Origin of the sequence: Pseudomonas sp. NPDC087615, assembly GCF_044743445.1 — a bacterium.
Classification (GTDB): domain Bacteria; phylum Pseudomonadota; class Gammaproteobacteria; order Pseudomonadales; family Pseudomonadaceae; genus Aquipseudomonas; species Aquipseudomonas baetica_A.
The window spans coordinates 1-21,051 of sequence record NZ_JBIUWM010000023.1 but is presented as its reverse complement, the minus strand read 5'-3'; the positions used below and the strand labels follow the sequence as shown (position 1 = coordinate 21,051).

Below are 21,051 nucleotides of genomic sequence, written 5' to 3'. Positions count from 1 at the left end.
AGGAGTCAGGTCTGGAAGGAGGTCTGGCTGAATATGGTCGTATTGGTCACCACACTGCGCACAAGGTGCTGGGGGAGCGCTAGTAATATGTTGCCTATGATTAGTGCATTTTCGGGAGTGCGTGGGTTGGTTACGCTGGTAGAGGTAATCATTTTCTCGAACTATAAATAGCTGCTAATCGGGACGCTGGGACACCCATCCAATAAGCTATCGCGAGCAAACGATTACGAAACGAACGATGCCACCAGCCATCGCGCTGCCAACGTCTTGCATCAACCTCCAAACCTTTAGCCAACTCTACGAATCGGCCTTGGTCACGGACGCGCCTCACAAGTTCGACCTCCTCGAACAACGGTGACGCATCATGTTGTCCAGATGACAGGTAGATATCGCGCTGGAAAAATAATCCCTGGTCGCCGTAAGGAATCCCAAAGCGGGTACGCATGTTGATCAGTTTTTCTAACAACCTGCTTTGCCAGCAATTGGCATTGGAGAATCTGAATGCGAAATAACCTCCTGATGCACCGGAGTCGGTTGCATTGCGGATAGCAGGCAGGCAATCAAACGTTAGATGAGCGTCAGCATGCAAAAACCAGAGAATAGAATGAACTGCGTGGCTTGCCCCCAAGCGCAGCTGCTCACCTCGGCAGGGTGATGCAGGTATCCAAAGCGAACCATAACGTTGACAAATTTCTAGGCAACTCGTGCTTTGGGCCGCATCAACCACGATCAGTTGTAGTGACTCACGCTCATTTTTTGCCATTAGATTTAGATGATTGAGCAGCTTTTCCAGCGCTGCTTCGTCATTCCAGCAAGGCACGATAATGCTGACAGAGGCGTTATTTTTCATCTGATACTTCCAGCAAACCTGCCAACGCATTTTTCAGTTTTAATCTCGCAGGTCGTGCATCCTGAGCCAGTGCCTCTAGCAAGGGCTTTAGGTCTTCTTGGAGGTCGATGTCGAATAACTCACCAGCCAGTGAAACCGAGTGGCCCGAACTCCGGCAACATTCGAGTAATGCTTGACCGAGATGCTGAGTGCTCCAAGGCAAAGCGCTCAAGGTCGGCCAGGGCTTACGAGAGGCCATAAGAACAACGCCACCATCCTGCGCCATCATGAGCACTGTATCTGAGTGCCGAAGTTGCTCGTTCACACGTTGATAGTCGTCAGGGCCTAACAATGGACAGTCGCTTCCTATGTAAATCAGGTACTGGTGACCCAGGTTACGGAGTTGCATATCCAATGCATTCAACCGTTCACCGAGGTTCCCTTCGCCCTGTGGAATGCAGAGTGCGCTCTCGCACAGAGCCTGGCCCCATTGCTGGTGTTGTGCTTGATCAGGAGCCAAAGCTCGAGTGCCTGGAAAACCCCAAAGGTCTTCTATAGCGCACTCGAGAAGCAACTGAGCTACAGCCAGGGCGCGCTCCTTACCAACGCCCTCTGCCAGCCGCTGTTTTGAGTAACCTAAAGCAGGTCGTTTGCAAAGCAGTACCAAGCATGAATCATGATTGTTCAGCGAGCTCATCTGCTTGATCCCAATATGTGTCAGGTATCGTGCATCGCCAGAAGCGATGGCGTACGCGGATATCTCAGACCGCCAGCGTGGGTGACGCGCACGATCTGTTACCAGCGCAGCCAACGTCGTCCGAGTAATGCGCCTAGTACCGTCGGCACCAGCATGCCCATCAAGTACCACACCCCCCAAAATGGTATCTGCATCTCGGGGCACCGAAGGGAGTATGCAATCGTTGCCATTGAGCCTGCTAGAAGTCCGCCGCAAGCACCTGCCAGCGTCAGGTTGGTGGGTGCGAAACCGCTTAGCGCCCAAAACACAGCGACAAACCCAGGGATCGACAGCAACGTGATGCTGAGCGCGCATACCTTCCAAGTTTCGCCGAGGATGATCGCAACGCGGTCGTCAGGTTGGGCCACCAAGAGTACATAGATAGATGCGACCCACACCGAAGCGACTGTGGCAACAATCAGAATTTTGCCGGGGCCCGAGGCCACTCCCGGTCTAGCCAGCCTCGCTACCATGCTCAGCGCACCGATCATCAGGCAGAGCGGAAAAGCGATCTTAGCCCAAAAAATCGGTGTGGCGATGACTTGGCCCAGGTCTGGTCGAACGCCCATTATTGCTATTACCAGCAAAGTGGCGCCCAGGAGGCCGGCTAGCACAGCGCCGCTGAATCGCTTAGCGAGCGCCCTGCGGTCAACCGGGGTCACGCCCGACGCGAGCATGGAAATAAAATCATCAGTAATCATCTTGCACCTCTAACTCTTAACGCCAGTGCTTTAAGCCCACGGTGTATGCCTATCTTCACCGCAGACTCAGATAACCCAGTCATCCGCGCAGTTTCAGTAACGGACAAACCTTCAAGTTTCACGTGCACGATAGGCAGACGCTGACGCTCCGGCAGTTGCTCAAGCAACCTGCCTAGGTCACGACTGGCCTGCGCAGGTTCAAGATGTGGCTCGGCAAATAGCTCTGCCGCATCGTCGAGGGAATCGTTGAACACGTCACTACGTGACCTCCCACGAAAAAAATCGGTGAGCTTGTAACGCGCAATGGCAAAAACCCACGCCGTCAGCGGTTGGTCTATCCGGTAGGTCTGACGCGCATTATGAACGGCCAGTAAAACCTCCTGCAGCAAGTCCTCGACTTCCCCAGGTCGCTGCTGAAGTCTCGAGCGTAAAAAACCACGAAGATGGCCACTTAGCTCCGATAAAAACGTTCTATAAGACCGCTCATCTCCGTCCAGACCTGCGATAAATAGAGCCTGAAGGTGGAGCTCTCGACTGCGCAACACGTCGTTATGTGTAGTTCGTTCCATCGTTCGCTCTGGTTACACGAAAGGTAAAAATATCTCGCTCCGGCATGAAGCCAGCGTTAGTGACGGGCAGCGGATCTTACATGCGGTTACCGGCATAAGGTAACAAGCGAATCAGTTTTGCCGGTTGAGAAATATTTTGCGGTCGCTGTAACCGAATGTGAAGAACCATCGAACTACCTTTTGGATCGCAAGCACAGTGCATCAAGCGCTGATGCGACGACCAACCCCCATCATCTGGAGACACACCATGAACAATCTCAAACTTGCCGCCTTCGCCGTTGCCTTCTCTACATTTGCAGCAGGTGCTATGGCTGCAGAGACTCCTGCTGCCGCAGGCGCTATGGAGAAATGCTATGGCGTTGCGATGGCCGGCCATAACGATTGCAAGGCGGGTGCGGGTACTACTTGTGCTGGCACCGCAAAAGTAGACTACCAGGCAAATGCCTGGAAAAACGTTCCTGCAGGTACTTGTACCTCCATCAAAACGCCAAAAGGCATGGGCTCGCTCGAATCTAAGTAATCGTGACAGCGCGGGGGCATGCCAACCATGAAAACTGAACGCCAGATGGGGGCCGGACTCGGCCTGAAATCGAATCATTACTCAGATGCGCTCGACTGCAGGGCTGAGGGTCTCTGGTTCGAAGTTCATCCGGAAAACTACATGGTAGGTGGTGGCCCCCGTCTCGCATGGCTGGAGGCAATCGGGAGTCAGCACCCGCTGGCGCTGCACGGCGTTTCGCTTTCACTTGCTGCCGATTGTCCGCCGGACGAAAACCATTTGAAGCGCCTGAAAGCGCTGGCAGATCACGTTCAGCCTGCGTTGATTTCCGAACACCTAGCTTGGTCAGCTTGGCGTGGTCAGTATCATCCTGACCTACTGCCATTTCCTCGCACGGTCGAGGCATTGCAGCGCATCGTAAGCAATATCCAACGGACACAAGACGCCCTGGGGCGTCATATCGCAATTGAAACCCCCACCCATTACCTAAACCTGGATGGTCATGAATTCAGCGAGCTCGATTTTTTGACCGAGCTGAGCGTGAGAACTGGCTGTGGGTTGCTGCTGGATGTCAATAACGTGCATATCAGCGCGCATAACCTGGGCTTTGATGCCGCGACGTATCTAGACGCCTTCCCGGCTAAGGCGATTGTGGAAATCCATTTGGCGGGTCACGCAGTGGATCCGGGAGATACGCGCCTGCTGATAGACACTCACGATGCTCCAATCGCAGATGACGTTTGGTTGCTGTATCAACGAGTTATCGAGCGGATCGGCATGCGCCCGACGTTGATCGAGCGCGACGACCATATCCCAGGATTCGACGTCTTGCTGGCCGAAAGAGACAGAGCACAGACTCTGTTGAACATCGGTAAGAAGCGACCATCGGAAGTGACGATATGAACACATCACTCGAAAGCTTTCAGGATGCATTCGTCGATGCGTTATATGGGCGTGATTCGAGTGGAATGACTGCTCTAATCGAACAGCCCGGTTTTTTGGTGTACCGCAATACTGTATTGAAAGGATCCACGGATGCACTACTCGCGAACTTTCCCACCATAGAGCGTTTGGTCGGGACAGACTGGCTCAAGGCTGCCGCAGCGATCTATGCCCGGCAGTCTCCGCCAACGGATTCCCGGTTGCTGCACTACGGCGCTGGTTTCCCGGACTTTCTCGATGCCTTTGAGCATGCGCAGGAAATGTCTTATCTGGGTGACGTCGCACGCCTGGATCTACTCTGGACAGAAGTCCATTGCGCTAAAGATGAACCCGACATTAATCCCAAAGCGTTAGCGAGCCTATCCCAAAAGGAGCTGGCCCATAGCCGGATCTCACTGAGAGCAGCTTCCCGTTGGGCCTGGTTCCCTGACCACCCGGCCTACACCATTTGGCGCTTCAATCGAGAACAACGGGACATGCCTGACGAACTCGACTGGCGCGGCGAAGGAGCACTTCTGACGCGCAAGCAGGGCCGGGTTTGTTGGGAGGCGGCCAGTGCTGCGGATTGCACGTTTCTGGACGCGTGCGCGGCACACTTACCGCTCGGACTAGCAGCAGGAAAAGCCCTTGAGGTTCAGCCTGATTTGGATCTGGCAGACCTCATTGCCCGCTTGTTGAGTGCCGACGCGTTCGTCGCTGTAAACACCCAGAGCTCTTCCTGAAGACTTAACACCGACTTAACCAACGGAGCAGATCATGGACGCCATACGAAATACTTCGTCCACAGCCGACAAATCTTTGCGTGGCCTTTGGAACCGCATTGCAGATCGACTTGGCTTGATGATTGGTGACTCGCTATTGGTGCTGGTAGCTCGCCTCTCCATCGCAGCCCTGTTCTTTATGTCAGGACGCACCAAAGTCAGTGGCTTTTTGACGATCACACCCAGTACCTATGAGTTGTTCCGCACAGAATACGCACTGCCACTGATCTCTCCGCAACTGGCCTTGCATCTCGCTACCTATAGTGAGCATTTGTTTCCTCTGCTTCTTGTGCTGGGCCTATTCTCACGGCTATCTGCTTTGGCATTACTGGGAATGACTTTTGTAATCCAAGTGTTTGTCTACCCTGATGCCTGGCCAACACACCTTTCCTGGGCAGGCCTGTTATTGCTCATCGTTGCACGTGGTGGTGGTTCAATGTCGCTGGATCGACCACTCGGCATCAAATGATGCTTTGTACCTTGTCCTCGTCCTGTCTGTCGGAGGACGTGTGATAAGTCAAAACCAATTTTTTCGAACAGATAACAGGCTTTAAGCGTCGGTGCTCAATACTGAGATAGGTCTATTTTCCTGGTTTGCGGACTGAAAAGTCCAAAAGTCAGCAATTGAGTATTTTGTGCTCGTCCGAATAGATATTTGGCGACATCGGGGTTGAGGAACCGTGCTTGTTCCATTGCATGTACTAGGAGCCTCAGCACGATCACTAGCCGGTTACGAGAGATCCATCTGTAACACCGAGAGGCTATGGCCTCAGAACATCAGTTTTCGAGAGTAGGTATCACCATGCACGCAATGTTACCGCTTCTGAATGCCCTGAGCTTTCCACCTCTGCACCGTGGTCATTTGGAAGCCTTGCAGGTCAACCTCACGTACCTTTGCAACCAGCGTTGCCTGCACTGCCATGTCAATGCAGGCCCGACTCGCACAGAATCCATGACGGATGAAAGCCTGGCATTGTTGCATCAAGTTATTGACGCCCATCCAGTGAAAACCCTCGACCTGACCGGGGGCGCTCCTGAGATGCATCCCCGCTTCAGAGAAATCGTTGTACATGCTCGACGCGAAGGATTGCGTGTAATTGATCGCTGCAATCTGACAATTCTTTGCGAGCCTGGGTATGAGGACTTAGCGGCATTTCTAGCAGAGCAAGGCGTTGAGGTGACTGCATCTCTGCCTTGCTACTCCCGTGAGAATGTCGACAAGCAACGAGGTGATGGCGTATTCGACGCCAGCATTGAAGGCCTCAGGAAGCTCAACAAGCTCGGGTACGGTAACTCAGAAACCGGATTAATCCTGAACCTTGTCTACAACCCTCAAGGCGCAAACTTGCCCCCGCCGCAGGCCCAGCTAGAAATAGATTACAAAGCTCACTTGGCGGAGGATTTCGGCATTCAGTTCAACCATCTCTTAACTATTACCAATCAACCCATTGCCCGATTTGGAAGCACCCTCGTTAGCAAAGGACAGTTCGGTAATTACATGCAGCTGCTTAGAGACAGCTATCGACCAGAGAATCTAGATGAAGTCATGTGCCGGAATTTGGTCAGCGTTGACTGGCAAGGTTACCTCTACGACTGCGACTTCAACCAAATGCTAGACCTGCCGATGCTCATACCTGATCTGATTGGTCGTGATCGGCCTCATTTACGAGATTTGCTCGAATCGTCAAGCCTGGAAAATAACCCAATAAGCACTCGTGATCACTGCTTTGCGTGCACAGCTGGTCAGGGTTCGAGTTGTGCTGGCGCATTGAAGGAATAGAGGAAAGACCAATGGAGCCGAATAGCCTGTTAGGTGTGTTTTTTTGGGGTTTTTTACTGATTTACGGTCTCATCATGTACGCATTGTCGCCTCGTGCTGTAACCCTGGGGGGCTTCTTCCATGGCGAAGATTCCCAAGGTCGTAGCGCGGCTCCCTGGTTAGTGACATCAAGTATTTTTATCAGCTGGATTTTCGCTAAGTCGGTGACGAACGCTGCCAACTTGGGCGCAAGCTATGGATTGATTGGTGGCTTGGCTTATGCCACCTATTGGCTTTCGATCCCGCTGGCAGGTTTAGTCATATTCAGGCTGCGCCGAGGTTTTGGAGCGACGGGATTGGTCAGCTTTCTGACCACCAATTACGGTCTATCTGCGGCACTGGCTTTCAGCGCAGCCATTCTGATCAGGCTCTTTAACGAGGTATGGAGCAACACCGCCGTGGTCGGTGGCTACTATGGGGCTGCCGGTAGCACTGAGTTTATTGTATCCGCCTCGTTGTTCACCGTAGTGACGCTGGCATACAGCCTTCGTGGTGGACTTCGCAGTTCAATCATGACCGATGCGGCCCAGGCAGGAATTTTCTTGATTGCCCTTGTTTGGGTGCTTGGCTTGGTTTTACCGCAGCACAGCGCCAAGGAGTTGATGAGTACCAGTCATTGGGCGATGAGCTCTGGTGTTGATTTATTACTGGTCGCAGGGCTCCAAATATTCAGTTATCCGTTTCACGATCCCGTCCTGACGGATCGTGGCTTCATCAGCGAAGAACGAACAATGCGTAGGTCTTTCTTCGTTGCCGGCCTGCTGGGTTTTGTTGCCATCCTTGCTTTCAGTTTGATCGGCGTACATACCACCCTAATTGGAATAGGTGTTTCCGATAACGTCCCGGCAGCACTGGCGAAATCCATGGGAGTAGTCGCTCTGCTGGTCATGACCGTAGTGATGGTCTCAGCAGCAGGCTCCACTCTTGACTCTACTTTTTCTAGTCTGGCCAAGTTAGTGGGTCGAGAGCTGCCACTGTTGGCTGGCTATGACATAGGCAAAAAGGCAATCGGTGTAGGCATGTCTGTGATGATGATATTCGCCGTCTTGGGCAACATTCCAATGCTCACCGGAACCGACATTCTCAAAGCAACAACCTTGAGCGGCACAATGGTTATCGGTCTCGCACCCGTATTCGTTTTACATGGAATGGTGACTCCGACTCGGTTGGGGTTTCACCTGAGTTTCTGGTGCGGCATTGCCTTGGGCATAGCTCTTACGTTGGGTTGGATACCTCAAAGTTGGGCTATTGGTGATGGCAAATATGCCCTGCTGTTGGGTACCAATCTTTACGGATTGGCGCTATGCATACTGGGTTATTTGATCCCGGGCTACCTAGCTAAGCGAGTCGCAATATGAGTCTTGACAGGATGCTCATGCGACCTGGGCGCGATTGTCCTCTGGACTACAGATTGCCGCACACGGCATTCGACGGCCCCGCGCAATTTGGCTGCAAAACGCTCTACGTCGTAGGCGGCCTTTACGGAAACACTTATGCGTTAGATGCGCTGGAAATGTTGCTAGCAGATGAGCCAGAAGCTCGTGTTGTGTTCAACGGCGACTTGCACTGGTTTGATCGTGATCCAGAAATCTTCCGGCGCCTCGAGGATCGCGTTGCCCCTCACGTTCTTCTTCGCGGTAACGTCGAGACTGAGTTAGTCCGCGTGGAAGACAGCGGAACGGGATGCGGGTGCGCCTATCCTGAGGAGGCAACAGAACTCACGGTCGCTTGGTCTAACTCTATCCATGAACGGCTGTGCGAAACCTTCGCTACTCTTCCCTCGTTGAGAGCTTCAGTCGCGTTGCGTCCTGCCCATGCGCTGGTCGAAATTGCTGGACGTACAGTCGCCATCAGTCATGGTGATGAGCGCTCACTTGCCGGCTGGCAGTGCTCACGCGAGGCATTGAGATCTGTTGATCGCCAAAGGGAATTAGCGGATTGGATGGCGAAACGAAAAATCGATGTTTTCGCCACCAGTCACACCTGCTCCCCCGCAGCCTTGAGCTGGGGCTCTGGGGCGGTGATCAACAACGGTGCTGCCGGCATTCCAAACTTCAGCGCAGAACGTAAAGGACTTGTCACACGGATAGCTTCCTCACCACATCCCCAGGCGCTATATCGCGCCCAAATACTCGGGCTCTATGTCGAAGCGATTTCGCTTGATTACGACCATGTGGCCTTTCTCCAAGACTTCGACCGGCAATGGCCCTCACAGAGCCCGGCAGCGCTTTCTTATCGTGATCGTTTGCTCAACGGAACTGACGATCTTCCATCATCAGCCTTGCTGGGCGGCTTTCAGGAGTGTTCAGTTTCTACGCAAAAGGATCCACTCTCATGAATCTTCGTAAGCTCATACTTCTAGTGGTGATAGCTACGCTGATCGCTTCTTTTTTTATCTTCGATCTGGGCCAATATCTCAACCTGACAAACCTCAAAACCCAGCAGGAAGCGTTTAGTGAACAGGTGTCTGCCAACCCTTGGCTTATTGGGGGGGCGTATTTCTTTATATACGTTTTGGTGACAGCTCTTTCGCTACCCGGCGCGGCTCTGATGACGCTGCTTGGCGGTGCATTATTTGGCTTATTCGGCGGTACGCTCCTGGTGTCCTTTGCATCTACGCTTGGGGCGACATTGGCGATGCTGATCAGTCGCTTCATGCTGCGCGACTGGGTGCAAGCCAAGTTCAGTAAACGCCTGATGGGAATAAACCAAGGGGTTGAGCGCGAGGGGGCATCCTACTTATTCGCCTTGCGCCTGGTACCCGTATTTCCCTTCGTATTGATCAACCTGGCGATGGGATTGACCAAGTTGCCTGTGCGCACATTCTGGTGGGTCAGTCAGCTGGGTATGCTGCCCGGCACGCTGGTTTACGTGAATGCTGGTCGCGAGCTTGGTCAACTCAATTCGTTAGGTGGAATCCTATCACCCAGTCTCATCGGTGCATTCCTGTTGCTTGGTTTGCTACCGATGTTGTCTCGCAAAACTCTGGAATGGTTCAAGACTCGAAAAGTGTATTCAGGCTGGAAGAAGCCCAAGCGATTTGATCGCAATTTGGTGGTTATTGGCGCTGGCTCCGGTGGCCTGGTATCGGCGTACATAGCAGCGGCTGTGAAAGCAAATGTCACGTTGATCGAAAAGCACAAGATGGGCGGCGACTGCCTTAATACGGGGTGCGTTCCTTCTAAAGCACTCATTCGGTCTGCCAAATTTGCCCACGAACTTAAAAAAGCCGAGAACCTGGGCTTTAAGTCCGTGGCCGGCGAGGTTGATTTCGCGGCAGTCATGCAACGTATTCAGCACGTGGTGTCGACAATCGAGCCACATGACTCCATCGACCGTTACACAAAGCTAGGCGTAGAAGTCATTGAGGGAGACGCGAGGATCACCTCTCCCTGGACGGTTGAGGTCAATGGTAAAACCCTCAGCACTCGATCCATCATTGTCGCCACTGGCGCCCGTCCATTGATACCCAAAATTGAAGGTATTGAGCTCATCACTCCTCTTACCTCGGACAACATATGGGCATTGCGCGAACAACCAAAGCGATTGCTCGTTTTGGGAGGTGGGCCAATCGGTTGTGAGTTGGCACAAGCGTTCCAGCGCTTGGGAAGTGCTGTGACCCAGGTCGAGATGGTTGAGCGACTATTGATCCGTGAAGATGTAGATGCGAGTGACCTCGTTATGACAAGCCTCAGGGCGGATGGTGTCGATCTCAGGTTGCAGCATAAAGCGATACGCTTTGAGGTTATTGAAGGCAATCAGCAGCTGATTTGCTTAAACCTCGCGGACAACAACGAAGTGACAATACTTTTCGATCAAGTGCTTTTGGCCTTAGGCCGGGTCGCTAATGTAAAGGGTTTCGGCGCTGAAGAACTTGGTCTGGAGGTGCGAGGCAATGGCACTCTGAACACCAATGAATACTTGGCAACACGCTTCCCCAATATATTTGCTGTAGGGGACGTCACGGGGCCTTATCAATTCACCCACACCTCAGCGCACCAAGCCTGGTATGCCGCCGTGAATGGACTGTTTGGGGGCTTTAAGCAATTCAAAGTCGATTACCGGGTGATTCCTTGGGCGACGTTCACTGATCCAGAGGTGGCACGTGTTGGCTTGAATGAGCAAGAAGCCAAATCCCAAGACATTGCCTACGAAGTCACCCGCTTTGGCATTGATGATCTAGATAGGGCTATCGCCGATGGCGCAGCCTACGGCTACGTCAAAGTGCTGACTGAACCTGGCAAGGATCGGATCCTTGGCGCAACAATTGTAGGCCAGCACGCGGGTGATCTAATCACCGAATACGTAGCTGCCATGAAACATGGCTACGGTATGAACAAAATACTCGGGACGATCCATATCTATCCTACTTTGGCCGAAGCGAACAAATATGCTGCCGGAGAATGGAAGCGTGCTCATGCCCCCATCGGAGCACTGCGCTGGCTTTCAAAATTTCATCGCTGGCGCTTGGGCGGGCTCCAGCATATTGAGTCTGGCTTCAATACGGACGAGAAACCGTCTTGAACGCGGAATTTGACCTCCTGCTTGCAGGAGCTGGCCATGCCCATTTGGGAGTGCTTCGCCAGTGGCTTTCTGTTCCTCGGCCTCACGGACGTATCGCTCTCATAAGCGATGGAGCATCGGCTTGGTACTCTGGGATGCTTCCGGGCTTGCTGGCTGGAAGGTATCGGCCAGAGCAGTGTCGAGTACCTCTTCCTGCGCTCTGCGCTAGCGCAGGGGTTGACCTGATACAGGGGCGAATTGTTGGCATCGACCCCAACTCAAACTCATTGAGGCTTGCCGATGGGCGTGTTTGTTCGGCTACTTGGTTGTCTCTAAACGTCGGCTCAAAACCAGAGGCACTGCCGGGAGATTTTCGCGAGTTGGAACTGGTTCCAGTTAAGCCTTTCGAGGGGCTCGTCTGCGCCTGGAGTACCTGGCAGAAATCACCTACGCCCTTGGCAATTCTGGGTGGCGGTGCCGCAGGGGTTGAGCTCGCTCTTGCCCTTGCACCTCAAGTCTCAGAGTTAACACTTATCAGCTCTGGAGAGATCCTTGCTGGGCATCCGCCAGGGCTGAGGGCTCGGGCAATACGGTGCCTTGTGAGGAGTAATGTAAAGCTTATTGAGGGCTCCGCAGTCGAGAAGGTGGATGGCGATGCATTGTTGTGCGGATTGCAGATCGTTTGGCGCGGTAAACGACTCATTTTGGCTACCGGAGCAGCGCCTCTGCCTTGGTTAAAAGAGGGAGTGCTTGCTCAAGATAAACGCGGGTTTGTCGCTATTACTCCGACTTTTCAGAGCGTATCCCACAAGCAAATTCTTGCGGTGGGTGATTGTGCCAGCCTGCCTGATTGCCCGCGTAACGGTGTTTATGCGGTGCGCCAGGGGGCTTTACTCGCCAAAAATCTGGCTGCGGCTTTAGAAGGCCAACATCTGATCAATTTTGTGCCTCAACGCCACGCATTGGCACTTTTGGCAGACGGTAAGGGCGGTGCCTTGATGAGCTGGGCGGGGATAACTGCGGAGGGCCGTTCATTTGGATGGTGGAAAGATCGACTTGATCAAAAATTCATAAACAAGCTAACGATCATGTGACGACAACATGGCGTTGAAGCAAGTAACTAATTCCACACACAAACATTGAGGTTCTGTAATGAAGAGTTGGACACTGCTAATGCTAAGGGTTTCACTTGGCTGGCTGTTGGTCATCTGGGGAGCCGATAAGGTTATTAATGTGGCGCACAGCGTGGCCGTGGCTAACAAATATTACCTGGGCTTAGGAACTGAAAATATCCTGCAATTTGGTGGAGTAGTTCAAATACTCATTGGATTGCTGATCATTGTTGGCTTCGCTCGCCGTTGGGTATACCCCATACAGGTGCTATTCAACGGCGCATCCCTTCTGGCCGTGATGAAATCAGTCATAGACCCATGGGGTTGGATTTTTGAGGGATCCAACGCGTTGTTCTACCCATCACTTATCATCTTTGCAGGAAGTTTGCTTTTGATCGCGTTTCGAGACGAGGATCGGATGGTCTTGGATAAGTGCTAATAACCTCCCCATAGCCTAGCAGTTCACTGAAAAAAACTGGGTCAAAAATCTATATATTGGCGACCCAGCAATGCACATCTGACACCTGACACCTGACACCTGACAATGATTTTATTCCGTCAAAGTTAAAAGTTCAAATTTCGCCGGAGACGTGGATATTGCGCTTCTATTGATCAGGTTTTTTTGTAATAAATACAAATCCATACGCGATTCGTGATCGGATCTTCCGCTCAAGTTTTGTGCTTCTAGTGATGTTGTGCTTGATGCCCGTCGCAGCAAATTCAATTTTTTTCCGTCAAGCTTTGGTGGAGGGGCAAATTCCCCCTGAGTCATTTACTGTAATCCGACTGCTAAGCGGCGGTCTCTTTGTGCTGCTATTGATCAGATCACGCAATCCTAGGGTAACTGTCGGGGGAAGCTGGAAGGGAGGCTTTTCACTCTTTAAATAAGCTTATCTTTTCTCCATTGGCTATGTCCAATTGGGCGCAGGTATGGGAACATTAATTTTGTTCGGCGCGGTGCAAATCACGATGTTCATTGTCTCCTGGATGAAAGGTGAACGTTTTCGTAAGATAGTGCTAATTGGCATGGTGACGGCATCTTGCGGCGTACTTTTCTTGCTGCTGCCAAGCGCCAGTTCTCCGCCCCTCGGTAGTGCAGTGCTAATGACAATCTCCGGTGGCGTGCGGCGCCTATTCACTACTCGGTAAGACCACTGTGAATCCACTTGCGGAAAACACCGGGAATTTCGCAAGGCGTCTTCCATTTTTGCTATTACTTGCTCCAGTCACTTTTTTTGGAAATGGTCTTAACATGAGTTTGCCAGGAGTAATGTATGCGCTCGCTTCAGGTGTGTTGGCGTCAGGCTGTGGTTATGATTTCCCCCCATAGATCACGCATATTCAGCCCTATATCGTCAGCGTAAAGCCCCCCCCCCCCCGCAAACAAAAATACAGAAAGAACTAGACATATGGTGTAATATGTAATCCACCTTCTAAAGGTAGACTTTGCACAATGAGATCAATATTTAGCGCCGCACCTTTTTTTCGTATAAATTTACCTCGCCTGATATTGCTTCTTGCCCTTCTCAGCGCGCTGACTTTCCAATCCAATACGTTTTATGCTAGCTATGGCGTCCAGCATCAACTGCTAATTGACAACACTCTTGAAAGCAATCGAGTCTACTCCAAGAAATTAGCCGACAGCATCGATGACTTCTTAAAATCTGCACAACAGCAACTGGCTTATAGCGCTAAAGATCTTGCAAAAAATTTCAGAAATCCAACCGCATTGATAGTGGAAGCTAATCGCCTGCGTTTGCAGACGGATAGTTTCAACTCCGTCGTATTTGTTGATATGAATGGAAAGGTATTAGCCACCTCCCCAGAAACCCTTAATATTTTTGGAAAAATAATTGAGTCCCCAGGAGCTAAAGAGGCTATACAGAAAAGGCGCCCACTGATTAGTTCGCCCTATATTTCGGCAGCAGGCAACCTATTAATTTTTATTTCTAATCCTGTCATTGACAACAAAGGCCAATACCTTGGTTACATTGGCGGAACCATCTACCTTAAGCAAAAAAACATTCTGAATAATTTACTTGGCGAACACTACTATAGCGACGGCTCTTACCTATATGTAGTCGACCACAACAGACATCTGTTATATCACCCAGACCCTGAGAGAGTGGGGAAAAATGTCATTAACAATCTAGCCATCGATGCGATAACTCGCGGTGAGAGCGGGCGTATGCGGCTTATAAATAGCACAGGTATAGATATGTTGGCCGGGTACGCCATAGTATCGAGTACGGGCTGGGGAGTCGTCACACAGAGACCGACTCAAGCCACTCTAGCGCCACTCAATGGGTTAATGATCAACGTTCTACTTAACACGTTACCTTTAACATCTTTAATCCTATTATTAATATGGTGGTTCACTAAAAAAATAACATTACCATTACGGGAACTTGCCGACAGTGCTCAGCACATGGATCGACCCACTACCGCAGATCGCATACAGAAAATTCGCTCTTGGTATTTTGAATCCAATGAAATAAAACGAGCACTGCTGTCCAGTTTTAAGAGAGTTCATTGCAAGATAAACAAACTGCTTTTGGATGTCAAAAGTGATCCATTAACTGGTCTTCACAATCGACGCGGACTAGACATGGCCCTAGACATCATGCAATCAGAAAACGAAAATTTCGCCATAGTGTCTTTGGATATCGATCACTTCAAATCCGTCAATGACACTTACGGCCATGACGCCGGCGACAAAGTCCTATCCAGTCTAGCAGACAAACTAAAAATGCTTTCGCGTGATGATGACATAGTCTGTCGAGTGGGCGGTGAAGAGTTTCTAATATTGTTACCCAGCCTAAGTTCAAAACCTGCTGAAGAGTTTGCTAAACGCCTCCGAAAAGAAGTCGAGCTAATGAAATTCGAAATAGTAGGCCGCATCACTATCTCTCTAGGTGTTGCATGCTGGAGCCGTGACACCGGAGATATCAACGGGGTGCTGAAAATCGCGGACGAGATGCTTTACAAGGCCAAACACAATGGAAGAAATCGAGTCGAAGTCTAAAAGATATCTAACGAACATCTCCATCAAGATATATGTTATCGACATTTGTCTCGTCAGGCACGAATGATTTAGAAAGGGAAAACTAAACGCTTCACATCCAGTTCCGCGCAGGAAGCACTCAATTTTATGGGCAGCAATAAAGCGCCCCTAGGCTGGAAGCAATTATACGACCTAAGCCGCCACCTGAAGCAAACCCTTTGACTAAGCGTTATTGCGCTAATAATTTCTATATACAGGCCCCTTCAGCGGTCAGCGGCGCAATGGGCCTTCGGCGTGCGAGTATTCGACACTGCCCCGCATGCATGTCCTTGTTGGATCCTGAAGTAGGTTCAGCATGAGCAGAGCGTATGGGCATAGTCAATCGCAGCTTGACGCCTACCTCTGGTTCTAAGTGGGCAATTGATCGCCAGCGGAACCATTTATGCAAATACGGTGAATCTGCTCATAAACTGGATTCTAGCTCTCTCATATAACGGCGCTTACCCTTGAGCCTGAAGAAGCATGATGAGACGGGCCGCACGCCATTACAGCATGCGGTGCATCCGTTTATCGGACGGTGCTCGCATCTTGATTGAACAGCAGCTTTCGGGTTTTCTCGTCAACTACCGGTGCGGTGTTGATTTGCTCTGCAAGAGCATAAGCCCGCTTCGTGGCTGGTCGATTACCTACTTGCTCAAACCAACGTGCCAAATGAGGAAAGTCAGCAAGATCTTGCTGCTGCCGCAGGTGAGGCACAATCCACGGGTAACAGGCCATGTCGGCAATGCTGTAATCACCCGAAATGTAGCCGCGACCATCAGCAAAGTGCTTGTTCAATACGCCATATAGTCGAGCCGTCTCCTTGATGTAGCGCTCCTGCGCATAAGGGATTGGCTCGGGAGCGTATTGTACGAAGTGATGATTCTGCCCCGCCATCGGCCCCAACCCACCCATTTGCCAGAACAACCACTGCAAGGTTTCGTTGCGTCCTCGTAGATCGCCAGGAATGAACTGATGAGTTTTATCTGCTAGGTACAACAAAATGGCGCCCGACTCGAAGACTGACAACGGCTGACCACCGTCCAGTGGCACATGATCGACAATGGCTGGAATACGATTATTGGGAGCAATTTTTAAAAATGAAGGCGTGAATTGCTCTCCTTTCCCAATGTTCACCGGCACGATGCGATAAGGCAGGCGCGACTCTTCAAGGAACATGGAAATTTTGTGCCCGTTGGGGGTAGTCCAGTAATGCAGGTCGATCATGATCTTGCACCTCTACTGAGTAATCTGAGGGAACATCGCTTTACGGGCTTTAGCATCCATTTCGGTCTTGTAACTGTGTTGGCTTTTCAGTGCTTCAGCTCGCTGAGCTGCCGGTCGCGCATTGATTTCATCAAGGAGCCGTTTGACGCTTGGAAGTTTCCCCCAAGCTTCGTCACCCAGGATGAAAGGTACTGCACGCGCCCAGCCCCACACCGCCATATCCACCAGCGTGTACTCATTTCCTAACATATAAGGCATGTTTGCCAGGCGGTCGTTGATGATCGTCCAGTGACGCCAGGCTTCGAAGGTGTAACGGGTAACGGCGTAATCTTTCGGGTCGGGGGCGAAGTGTTTGAAATGCACTGCCTGACCAGAGTACGGGCCGATGCCAGTCGCGACGAACATGAGCCAGGAATACATTTCTCCACGGGCTTTCAGATTGTCAGCAGGTAGGAATTTTCCGCTCTTTTCCGCCAGGTAAAGCAGTATGGCGTTGCTGTCGAACACTACGGTGTCGCCGTCAACCAAAGCAGGTGTCTTGGCGTTTGGGTTGATCTTGAGAAACGCCGGATTGTGCTGCTCTCCCTTGCGGGTATCGACAGGGACGAGTTCGTACGCAAGACCTGCTTCCTCGAGGAAAAGCGCAACTTTTGCGGGGTTGGGTGACGGGTGATAGTAGAACTTGATCATGTTGATTCCGTGTAGTGGCGGTCAGTGAATGTCGCAAAGTGCCAGGGGCGGAAGCCCTAGACATTTGAGTGCAATACCAATAGCGTCTGTGACACACGCAGGATCAGGATTAATTCTCGCCAACACTCGAACGCCTAGCAATACGCTAAGGAGAAGATTGGCGCCCTCCGTTGCATCGACTTCTTCAGCAACGTCGCGTTGCGTGGTGAAGGCAACCAGCCGGCCTTCAAAAAAACTTCGAATTGTCTGGAGCTCATCTACCACTGCCTGACGCAAGTCTGCGTCATCTGCTCTCGCCTCGATGGCCGAATTCACCAACAGGCATCCGCGATGAAGGGGATCGTTCAGCGTGCGATCTACCAGTTCTGCAAAAAACCTAGTAATGGCCATTCCAGAATGAGGCAAGCCTTCAAGACGCTGAATTCGCTCACGCACGCTGCATTCCAGATAGTGATCAAGGGAACGACGATAAAGGCTGCGTTTATCGCCAAAGGCGTTGTACAGGCTTGGCTGGTTTAGGCCTGTTGCCTTGACCAGATCTCGGGTGGAAGTACCCTCATATCCATGCGTCCAGAATGCTTCGACTGCGGCGCCTAGAACCATTGACTCATCGAATGTACGGGGGCGGGCCATTGACTGAATAATCTCTGCAGGTTTGTAACAGACCATAACACATGTTTTGTATCATCCGACACAAAACTAATCTTCGACTCCGTATTTTTCAGGTTTGCGATTTAACCGAGGGGCCCTACGCAGCAAGCATCAGGGCTCCCGTCGCGAGGCTATTGGTTGACGAATGCGGGTCTCAATTCAGTAACTCAGGGAAAGCTCAATCTGAATCGGCCCAGGTTTCATACACACCTCCTTGCCTCACACTGAGCCAATCAGGAGGCGCCATGAGCAACCCACGTCATCTCGAAGAATCAAAATCCAAGCGGTCAATCAAGTGACCGAAAAGAAGCTGCCTGTCGCTGATGTGGCTATGCGTCTTCGTGTGTCGACGCATAGCCTCTTTTCTTTCAAACCCTTGCGAAGGGGTAATAGATTACTTATTGAACATTTCGTAAAAAAGCGTAACATCCCCAACCATGATACTCGAACAGCTTAAAGCCTTGGGCAATGACACTCGCATGCAAATGATGGAGTGGCTCAAAGACCCACTCAGTAATTTCCCACCTCAGGATCACGGCGATCCTGCGACAGGAGTGTGCGTAACCCATTTGCAGCACAAGGCCGGGCTTTCACCTTCTACCGCGTCTGCACATTTAGCTATCTTGCAACGTGCAGGCTTCGTGCTAACCACCCGCATCGGAAAGTGGACTTACTACCGGCGAAATGAGCAGGCGATTGATGACTTTGCGGCTAGGCTGATCATCGAATTGTAATTTTTTAAATTTTCATTTCGTTATTTCGCGTAATTAGAAAACATAAGGAAACCCCTATGAGCAGCAAAACTATCTTCGTCGAACCCGGTGGCGGCTATGAAAATGTTGTGGTTGGCAGCAGCGAAGTCCGAGCCGCAGCGCGTGGCGAAATCACCGTACGCCTTCACGCCAACTCGCTTAATTACCACGACTTCGCGGTGGTCAGCGGCATGTGGGGCCCTAGCGAAAAACGAATCCCCATGGCCGATGGTGCGGGTGAAGTCATTGCTATCGGCCCAGATGTCACTGAATTCAAGGTGGGTGATTCGGTCGTCAGCACCTTCTTCCCCGAGTGGATCAACGGTGCGCCCCTGGTTGAAGGCTTTGTCAGCGTGCCAGGTGATGGCATTGACGGCTACGCTCGTGAGCAAGTGACGGCCAAAGCCACATCGTTCAGCCTCTCGCCTACTGGCTACAGCCATGCTGAAGCGTCAACGCTTACCACCGCCGGCGTTACTGCATGGCGCGCCCTGATGGCTGATGACTCCCTCAAGCCGGGCGACACCGTGTTAGTTCAAGGCACTGGTGGCGTTTCAATTTTCGCCCTGCAGTTCGCTAAAATGGCCGGTGCTACCGTCATTGCTACCTCTTCAAGCGACGAAAAACTTGAACGTCTGAAAGCGCTAGGTGCTGATCATGTAATCAATTACCGCAAAGACCTTAACTGGGGCGAAACTGCACGCGCTCTAACAGGTGGCCGTGGTGTTGACCACATCATCGAAGTCGGCGGCCCTGCGACGCTAGAGCAATCGATGATTGCAATTCGGGTTGCTGGTCACATTTCCGTCATCGGGATATTGAGTGGCGTAAGCGGTGCAATGAATTTTGTACCGGCACTGATCAAGCAAGTGCGTCTGCAGGGTGTATTGGTGGGTAGCCGCAGCCATCAGCAAGACATGATCCGAGCCATCAATGCTAATGGTATGCGCCCGATTATTGATCGTCATTTCCCTTTGAGCGAGATTGTCGAAGCGTTCAAGTATCAGGAAACCAACCAGCATTTCGGCAAAATTTGCTTGGATATCTAAGCAAGCATGAATGGGCATGATCCGTATGCCTATCTCATAGAGATGCTGACACGGCTGCCGACGCTGCGGCCTACTGAAATCGATCAATTGCTGCCACACAACTGGCACCAGGTTTGGTTGCGCGGGGCGTGATCCCGGAGGCATGCGCGCCGCGTAGCACTATATCTACTGCTCGTTTGTTCGATATACAAGGTAACCATAATCTTTTAAGTAGCTCTTCGATCAGTCAAGGGGATAAAACAGTGGATAACCGAAGCCGTTCAACATCAGGAGTCCGACGTCTGAGACTATGGTCGGAGTAACCTGAGCGGTTGATTTCAAACATCCTGCATAGCCATTCAACCGGCTCACGGACGCTCAGCTGATTGATCAGCGCGTACGACCAAGAGCGCGGCATCCTATTTATATCGACCTCTCCCGCTCAACGCGGGCGATTCGGGTGCTCAGCTCCTGGATCTTTTGTCGTTCCGGTGTCAGCGCTTTGCTCTATGGGGTAACGCCTTCGCGCTCCTGCTGAACATGATCCGCCCAGCGACGCAGCGTCGACTAGCCGATGCTAAGTGAGCGACTCGCTTCGAGATAGCTGTAGTTTTGCATGAGCACGAGGTCGGCGACCTTGCTTTTGAATTTGGCTGAAAAGGTACGGCGTTGTTTGGTCATCTGACACCTCGATCTGGCGAGCACTCTCGCCTAAATGGGCGTTCGGCTCCATTAGACAATTTCACTGCACCGGTAGCTCTCGCCTTGCCCACGTTGTGAAAAGCGATCTCAAGGCTGTTGACACCGAGAGCTGAAACAATCTGATACGTCTGATGGAGCAATTATCTAGGATGACGATTATCGATACTGACTGGTCTGCCAGAACAGGATGCTCAGCAGCGAACAAAACAGATGAAAGACAGACGGTGATATGGTTTTCTTCGTTATCGGCAGGAATAACGATACCGATCATAGATGTTAGCTCCAGATATCATAGTTACGTCCACAAACCTCCCTATTCGACCCGTCTTTGCCCATTAGTTTTAAAAAGTCGAAGAGGCGGCTTAATGTCGTGTAGTACCAGGAGTCTTTACGTAACCGTCCGGTCAGCACCCACTCCTGACCGTTCTCCAAATTAGACAAGATAGTGGACACCATTTTTTAGTGGACACTATCTTGGATATAGCTC

Annotated in this window: 20 protein-coding genes and 3 pseudogenes; 15 read left to right on the top strand and 8 right to left on the bottom strand. The window is 51.4% G+C overall.

What is annotated here, in order from left to right; translation table 11 throughout:
* Positions 1–148: 148 nt before the first annotated feature.
* The 4 genes from ACIOU6_RS13520 to ACIOU6_RS13505 all read right to left on the bottom strand — a co-directional run bounded on the left by ACIOU6_RS13520 (position 149) and on the right by ACIOU6_RS13505 (position 2,835).
* Positions 149–850 carry a TIGR04283 family arsenosugar biosynthesis glycosyltransferase gene (locus ACIOU6_RS13520; protein ID WP_401136932.1) on the bottom strand — a complete coding sequence of 234 codons (702 nt, stop codon included), beginning with the start codon at positions 848–850 and terminating at the stop codon, positions 149–151.
* Positions 840–1,526 carry a DUF2064 domain-containing protein gene (locus ACIOU6_RS13515; protein ID WP_401136929.1) on the bottom strand — a complete coding sequence of 229 codons (687 nt, stop codon included), beginning with the start codon at positions 1,524–1,526 and terminating at the stop codon, positions 840–842. The genes ACIOU6_RS13520 and ACIOU6_RS13515 overlap by 11 nt, the downstream gene beginning before the upstream one ends.
* Positions 1,527–1,624: 98 nt before the next feature.
* Entirely contained in the window at positions 1,625–2,266 is a 642-nt protein-coding gene (locus ACIOU6_RS13510; RefSeq protein ID WP_401136926.1) for a DUF1109 domain-containing protein, read from the bottom strand.
* A complete protein-coding gene (locus ACIOU6_RS13505) occupies positions 2,263–2,835 on the bottom strand; it encodes a sigma-70 family RNA polymerase sigma factor (protein WP_401136924.1) in 573 nt (190 codons plus the stop codon). The genes ACIOU6_RS13510 and ACIOU6_RS13505 overlap by 4 nt, the downstream gene beginning before the upstream one ends.
* A gap of 247 nt (positions 2,836–3,082) precedes the next feature.
* On the opposite strand from ACIOU6_RS13505, the gene ACIOU6_RS13500 reads away from it, so the two are divergent.
* From ACIOU6_RS13500 to ACIOU6_RS13450, 11 genes are all read left to right on the top strand, one after another.
* On the top strand, positions 3,083–3,355 hold the full coding sequence (locus ACIOU6_RS13500) for a DUF2282 domain-containing protein (protein WP_401136922.1): 273 nt from the start codon (positions 3,083–3,085) through the stop codon (positions 3,353–3,355).
* Between the two features lie 27 nt (positions 3,356–3,382).
* Entirely contained in the window at positions 3,383–4,237 is an 855-nt protein-coding gene (locus tag ACIOU6_RS13495) for a DUF692 domain-containing protein (RefSeq protein ID WP_401136919.1), read from the top strand.
* Positions 4,234–4,998: a putative DNA-binding domain-containing protein gene (locus ACIOU6_RS13490; RefSeq protein ID WP_401136916.1), complete on the top strand. Its 765-nt coding sequence runs from the start codon at positions 4,234–4,236 to the stop codon at positions 4,996–4,998. Before ACIOU6_RS13495 ends, ACIOU6_RS13490 begins: the two co-directional genes overlap by 4 nt.
* Positions 4,999–5,032: 34 nt before the next feature.
* Entirely contained in the window at positions 5,033–5,506 is a 474-nt protein-coding gene (locus ACIOU6_RS13485; RefSeq protein WP_401136913.1) for a DoxX family protein, read from the top strand.
* A 333-nt stretch (positions 5,507–5,839) separates the two neighbouring features.
* Positions 5,840–6,817, top strand: a complete 978-nt coding sequence (arsS, locus tag ACIOU6_RS13480; protein WP_401136910.1) for an arsenosugar biosynthesis radical SAM (seleno)protein ArsS — start codon at positions 5,840–5,842, stop codon at positions 6,815–6,817.
* An 11-nt stretch (positions 6,818–6,828) separates the two neighbouring features.
* Positions 6,829–8,214 (top strand): sodium:solute symporter, encoded by a 1,386-nt coding sequence (locus tag ACIOU6_RS13475; protein ID WP_401136908.1) that lies wholly within the window; start codon positions 6,829–6,831, stop codon positions 8,212–8,214.
* Positions 8,211–9,194: a hypothetical protein gene (locus tag ACIOU6_RS13470; protein WP_401136905.1), complete on the top strand. Its 984-nt coding sequence runs from the start codon at positions 8,211–8,213 to the stop codon at positions 9,192–9,194. Before ACIOU6_RS13475 ends, ACIOU6_RS13470 begins: the two co-directional genes overlap by 4 nt.
* On the top strand, positions 9,191–11,380 hold the full coding sequence (locus ACIOU6_RS13465) for an FAD-dependent oxidoreductase (protein WP_401136902.1): 2,190 nt from the start codon (positions 9,191–9,193) through the stop codon (positions 11,378–11,380). The genes ACIOU6_RS13470 and ACIOU6_RS13465 overlap by 4 nt, the downstream gene beginning before the upstream one ends.
* The gene (locus tag ACIOU6_RS13460; protein WP_401136899.1) at positions 11,377–12,453 is read left to right on the top strand and encodes an FAD-dependent oxidoreductase; all 1,077 of its coding nucleotides are present in this window, start codon (positions 11,377–11,379) and stop codon (positions 12,451–12,453) included. The genes ACIOU6_RS13465 and ACIOU6_RS13460 overlap by 4 nt, the downstream gene beginning before the upstream one ends.
* 58 nt (positions 12,454–12,511) lie before the next feature.
* Positions 12,512–12,910 carry a DoxX family protein gene (locus ACIOU6_RS13455; RefSeq protein WP_401136897.1) on the top strand — a complete coding sequence of 133 codons (399 nt, stop codon included), beginning with the start codon at positions 12,512–12,514 and terminating at the stop codon, positions 12,908–12,910.
* Between the two features lie 1,014 nt (positions 12,911–13,924).
* Entirely contained in the window at positions 13,925–15,496 is a 1,572-nt protein-coding gene (locus ACIOU6_RS13450; protein ID WP_401136894.1) for a diguanylate cyclase, read from the top strand.
* Positions 15,497–16,042: 546 nt separating this feature from the next.
* Here the strand turns inward: ACIOU6_RS13450 and ACIOU6_RS13445 are convergent.
* The 3 genes from ACIOU6_RS13445 to ACIOU6_RS13435 are packed head-to-tail and all read right to left on the bottom strand — an operon-like array spanning position 16,043 to position 18,064.
* Entirely contained in the window at positions 16,043–16,741 is a 699-nt protein-coding gene (locus ACIOU6_RS13445) for a glutathione S-transferase N-terminal domain-containing protein (RefSeq protein ID WP_401136892.1), read from the bottom strand.
* Positions 16,742–16,753: 12 nt separating this feature from the next.
* Positions 16,754–17,431 carry a glutathione S-transferase family protein gene (locus ACIOU6_RS13440; RefSeq protein ID WP_401136889.1) on the bottom strand — a complete coding sequence of 226 codons (678 nt, stop codon included), beginning with the start codon at positions 17,429–17,431 and terminating at the stop codon, positions 16,754–16,756.
* A gap of 21 nt (positions 17,432–17,452) precedes the next feature.
* A complete protein-coding gene (locus ACIOU6_RS13435; protein ID WP_401136886.1) occupies positions 17,453–18,064 on the bottom strand; it encodes a TetR/AcrR family transcriptional regulator in 612 nt (203 codons plus the stop codon).
* 263 nt (positions 18,065–18,327) lie between these two features.
* Between ACIOU6_RS13435 and ACIOU6_RS13430 the strand changes: the two are divergent.
* The 4 genes and pseudogenes from ACIOU6_RS13430 to ACIOU6_RS13415 all read left to right on the top strand — a co-directional run.
* A pseudogene (locus tag ACIOU6_RS13430) lies at positions 18,328–18,452 on the top strand (transposase); the annotation flags it as partial.
* Positions 18,453–18,519: 67 nt separating this feature from the next.
* On the top strand, positions 18,520–18,816 hold the full coding sequence (locus ACIOU6_RS13425; protein WP_401136883.1) for an ArsR/SmtB family transcription factor: 297 nt from the start codon (positions 18,520–18,522) through the stop codon (positions 18,814–18,816).
* A 56-nt stretch (positions 18,817–18,872) separates the two neighbouring features.
* The gene (locus ACIOU6_RS13420) at positions 18,873–19,883 is read left to right on the top strand and encodes an NAD(P)-dependent alcohol dehydrogenase (RefSeq protein WP_401136881.1); all 1,011 of its coding nucleotides are present in this window, start codon (positions 18,873–18,875) and stop codon (positions 19,881–19,883) included.
* A pseudogene (locus tag ACIOU6_RS13415) lies at positions 19,884–20,015 on the top strand (transposase domain-containing protein); the annotation flags it as partial. It lies immediately after the preceding gene.
* Between the two features lie 115 nt (positions 20,016–20,130).
* Here ACIOU6_RS13415 and ACIOU6_RS13410 read toward each other — a convergent pair.
* A pseudogene (locus ACIOU6_RS13410) lies at positions 20,131–20,543 on the bottom strand (transposase); the annotation flags it as partial.
* Positions 20,544–21,051: the final 508 nt, after the last annotated feature.

Coding starts and splice junctions, on each gene's coding strand:
- ACIOU6_RS13520 (WP_401136932.1), bottom strand. CDS start 850: ATGAAAAATAACGCCTCTGTCAGCATTATCGTGCCTTGCTGGAATGAC.
- ACIOU6_RS13515 (WP_401136929.1), bottom strand. CDS start 1,526: ATGAGCTCGCTGAACAATCATGATTCATGCTTGGTACTGCTTTGCAAA.
- ACIOU6_RS13510 (WP_401136926.1), bottom strand. CDS start 2,266: ATGATTACTGATGATTTTATTTCCATGCTCGCGTCGGGCGTGACCCCG.
- ACIOU6_RS13505 (WP_401136924.1), bottom strand. CDS start 2,835: ATGGAACGAACTACACATAACGACGTGTTGCGCAGTCGAGAGCTCCAC.
- ACIOU6_RS13500 (WP_401136922.1), top strand. CDS start 3,083: ATGAACAATCTCAAACTTGCCGCCTTCGCCGTTGCCTTCTCTACATTT.
- ACIOU6_RS13495 (WP_401136919.1), top strand. CDS start 3,383: ATGAAAACTGAACGCCAGATGGGGGCCGGACTCGGCCTGAAATCGAAT.
- ACIOU6_RS13490 (WP_401136916.1), top strand. CDS start 4,234: ATGAACACATCACTCGAAAGCTTTCAGGATGCATTCGTCGATGCGTTA.
- ACIOU6_RS13485 (WP_401136913.1), top strand. CDS start 5,033: ATGGACGCCATACGAAATACTTCGTCCACAGCCGACAAATCTTTGCGT.
- arsS (WP_401136910.1), top strand. CDS start 5,840: ATGCACGCAATGTTACCGCTTCTGAATGCCCTGAGCTTTCCACCTCTG.
- ACIOU6_RS13475 (WP_401136908.1), top strand. CDS start 6,829: ATGGAGCCGAATAGCCTGTTAGGTGTGTTTTTTTGGGGTTTTTTACTG.
- ACIOU6_RS13470 (WP_401136905.1), top strand. CDS start 8,211: ATGAGTCTTGACAGGATGCTCATGCGACCTGGGCGCGATTGTCCTCTG.
- ACIOU6_RS13465 (WP_401136902.1), top strand. CDS start 9,191: ATGAATCTTCGTAAGCTCATACTTCTAGTGGTGATAGCTACGCTGATC.
- ACIOU6_RS13455 (WP_401136897.1), top strand. CDS start 12,512: ATGAAGAGTTGGACACTGCTAATGCTAAGGGTTTCACTTGGCTGGCTG.
- ACIOU6_RS13450 (WP_401136894.1), top strand. CDS start 13,925: ATGAGATCAATATTTAGCGCCGCACCTTTTTTTCGTATAAATTTACCT.
- ACIOU6_RS13445 (WP_401136892.1), bottom strand. CDS start 16,741: ATGATCGACCTGCATTACTGGACTACCCCCAACGGGCACAAAATTTCC.
- ACIOU6_RS13440 (WP_401136889.1), bottom strand. CDS start 17,431: ATGATCAAGTTCTACTATCACCCGTCACCCAACCCCGCAAAAGTTGCG.
- ACIOU6_RS13435 (WP_401136886.1), bottom strand. CDS start 18,064: ATGGCCCGCCCCCGTACATTCGATGAGTCAATGGTTCTAGGCGCCGCA.
- ACIOU6_RS13425 (WP_401136883.1), top strand. CDS start 18,520: ATGATACTCGAACAGCTTAAAGCCTTGGGCAATGACACTCGCATGCAA.
- ACIOU6_RS13420 (WP_401136881.1), top strand. CDS start 18,873: ATGAGCAGCAAAACTATCTTCGTCGAACCCGGTGGCGGCTATGAAAAT.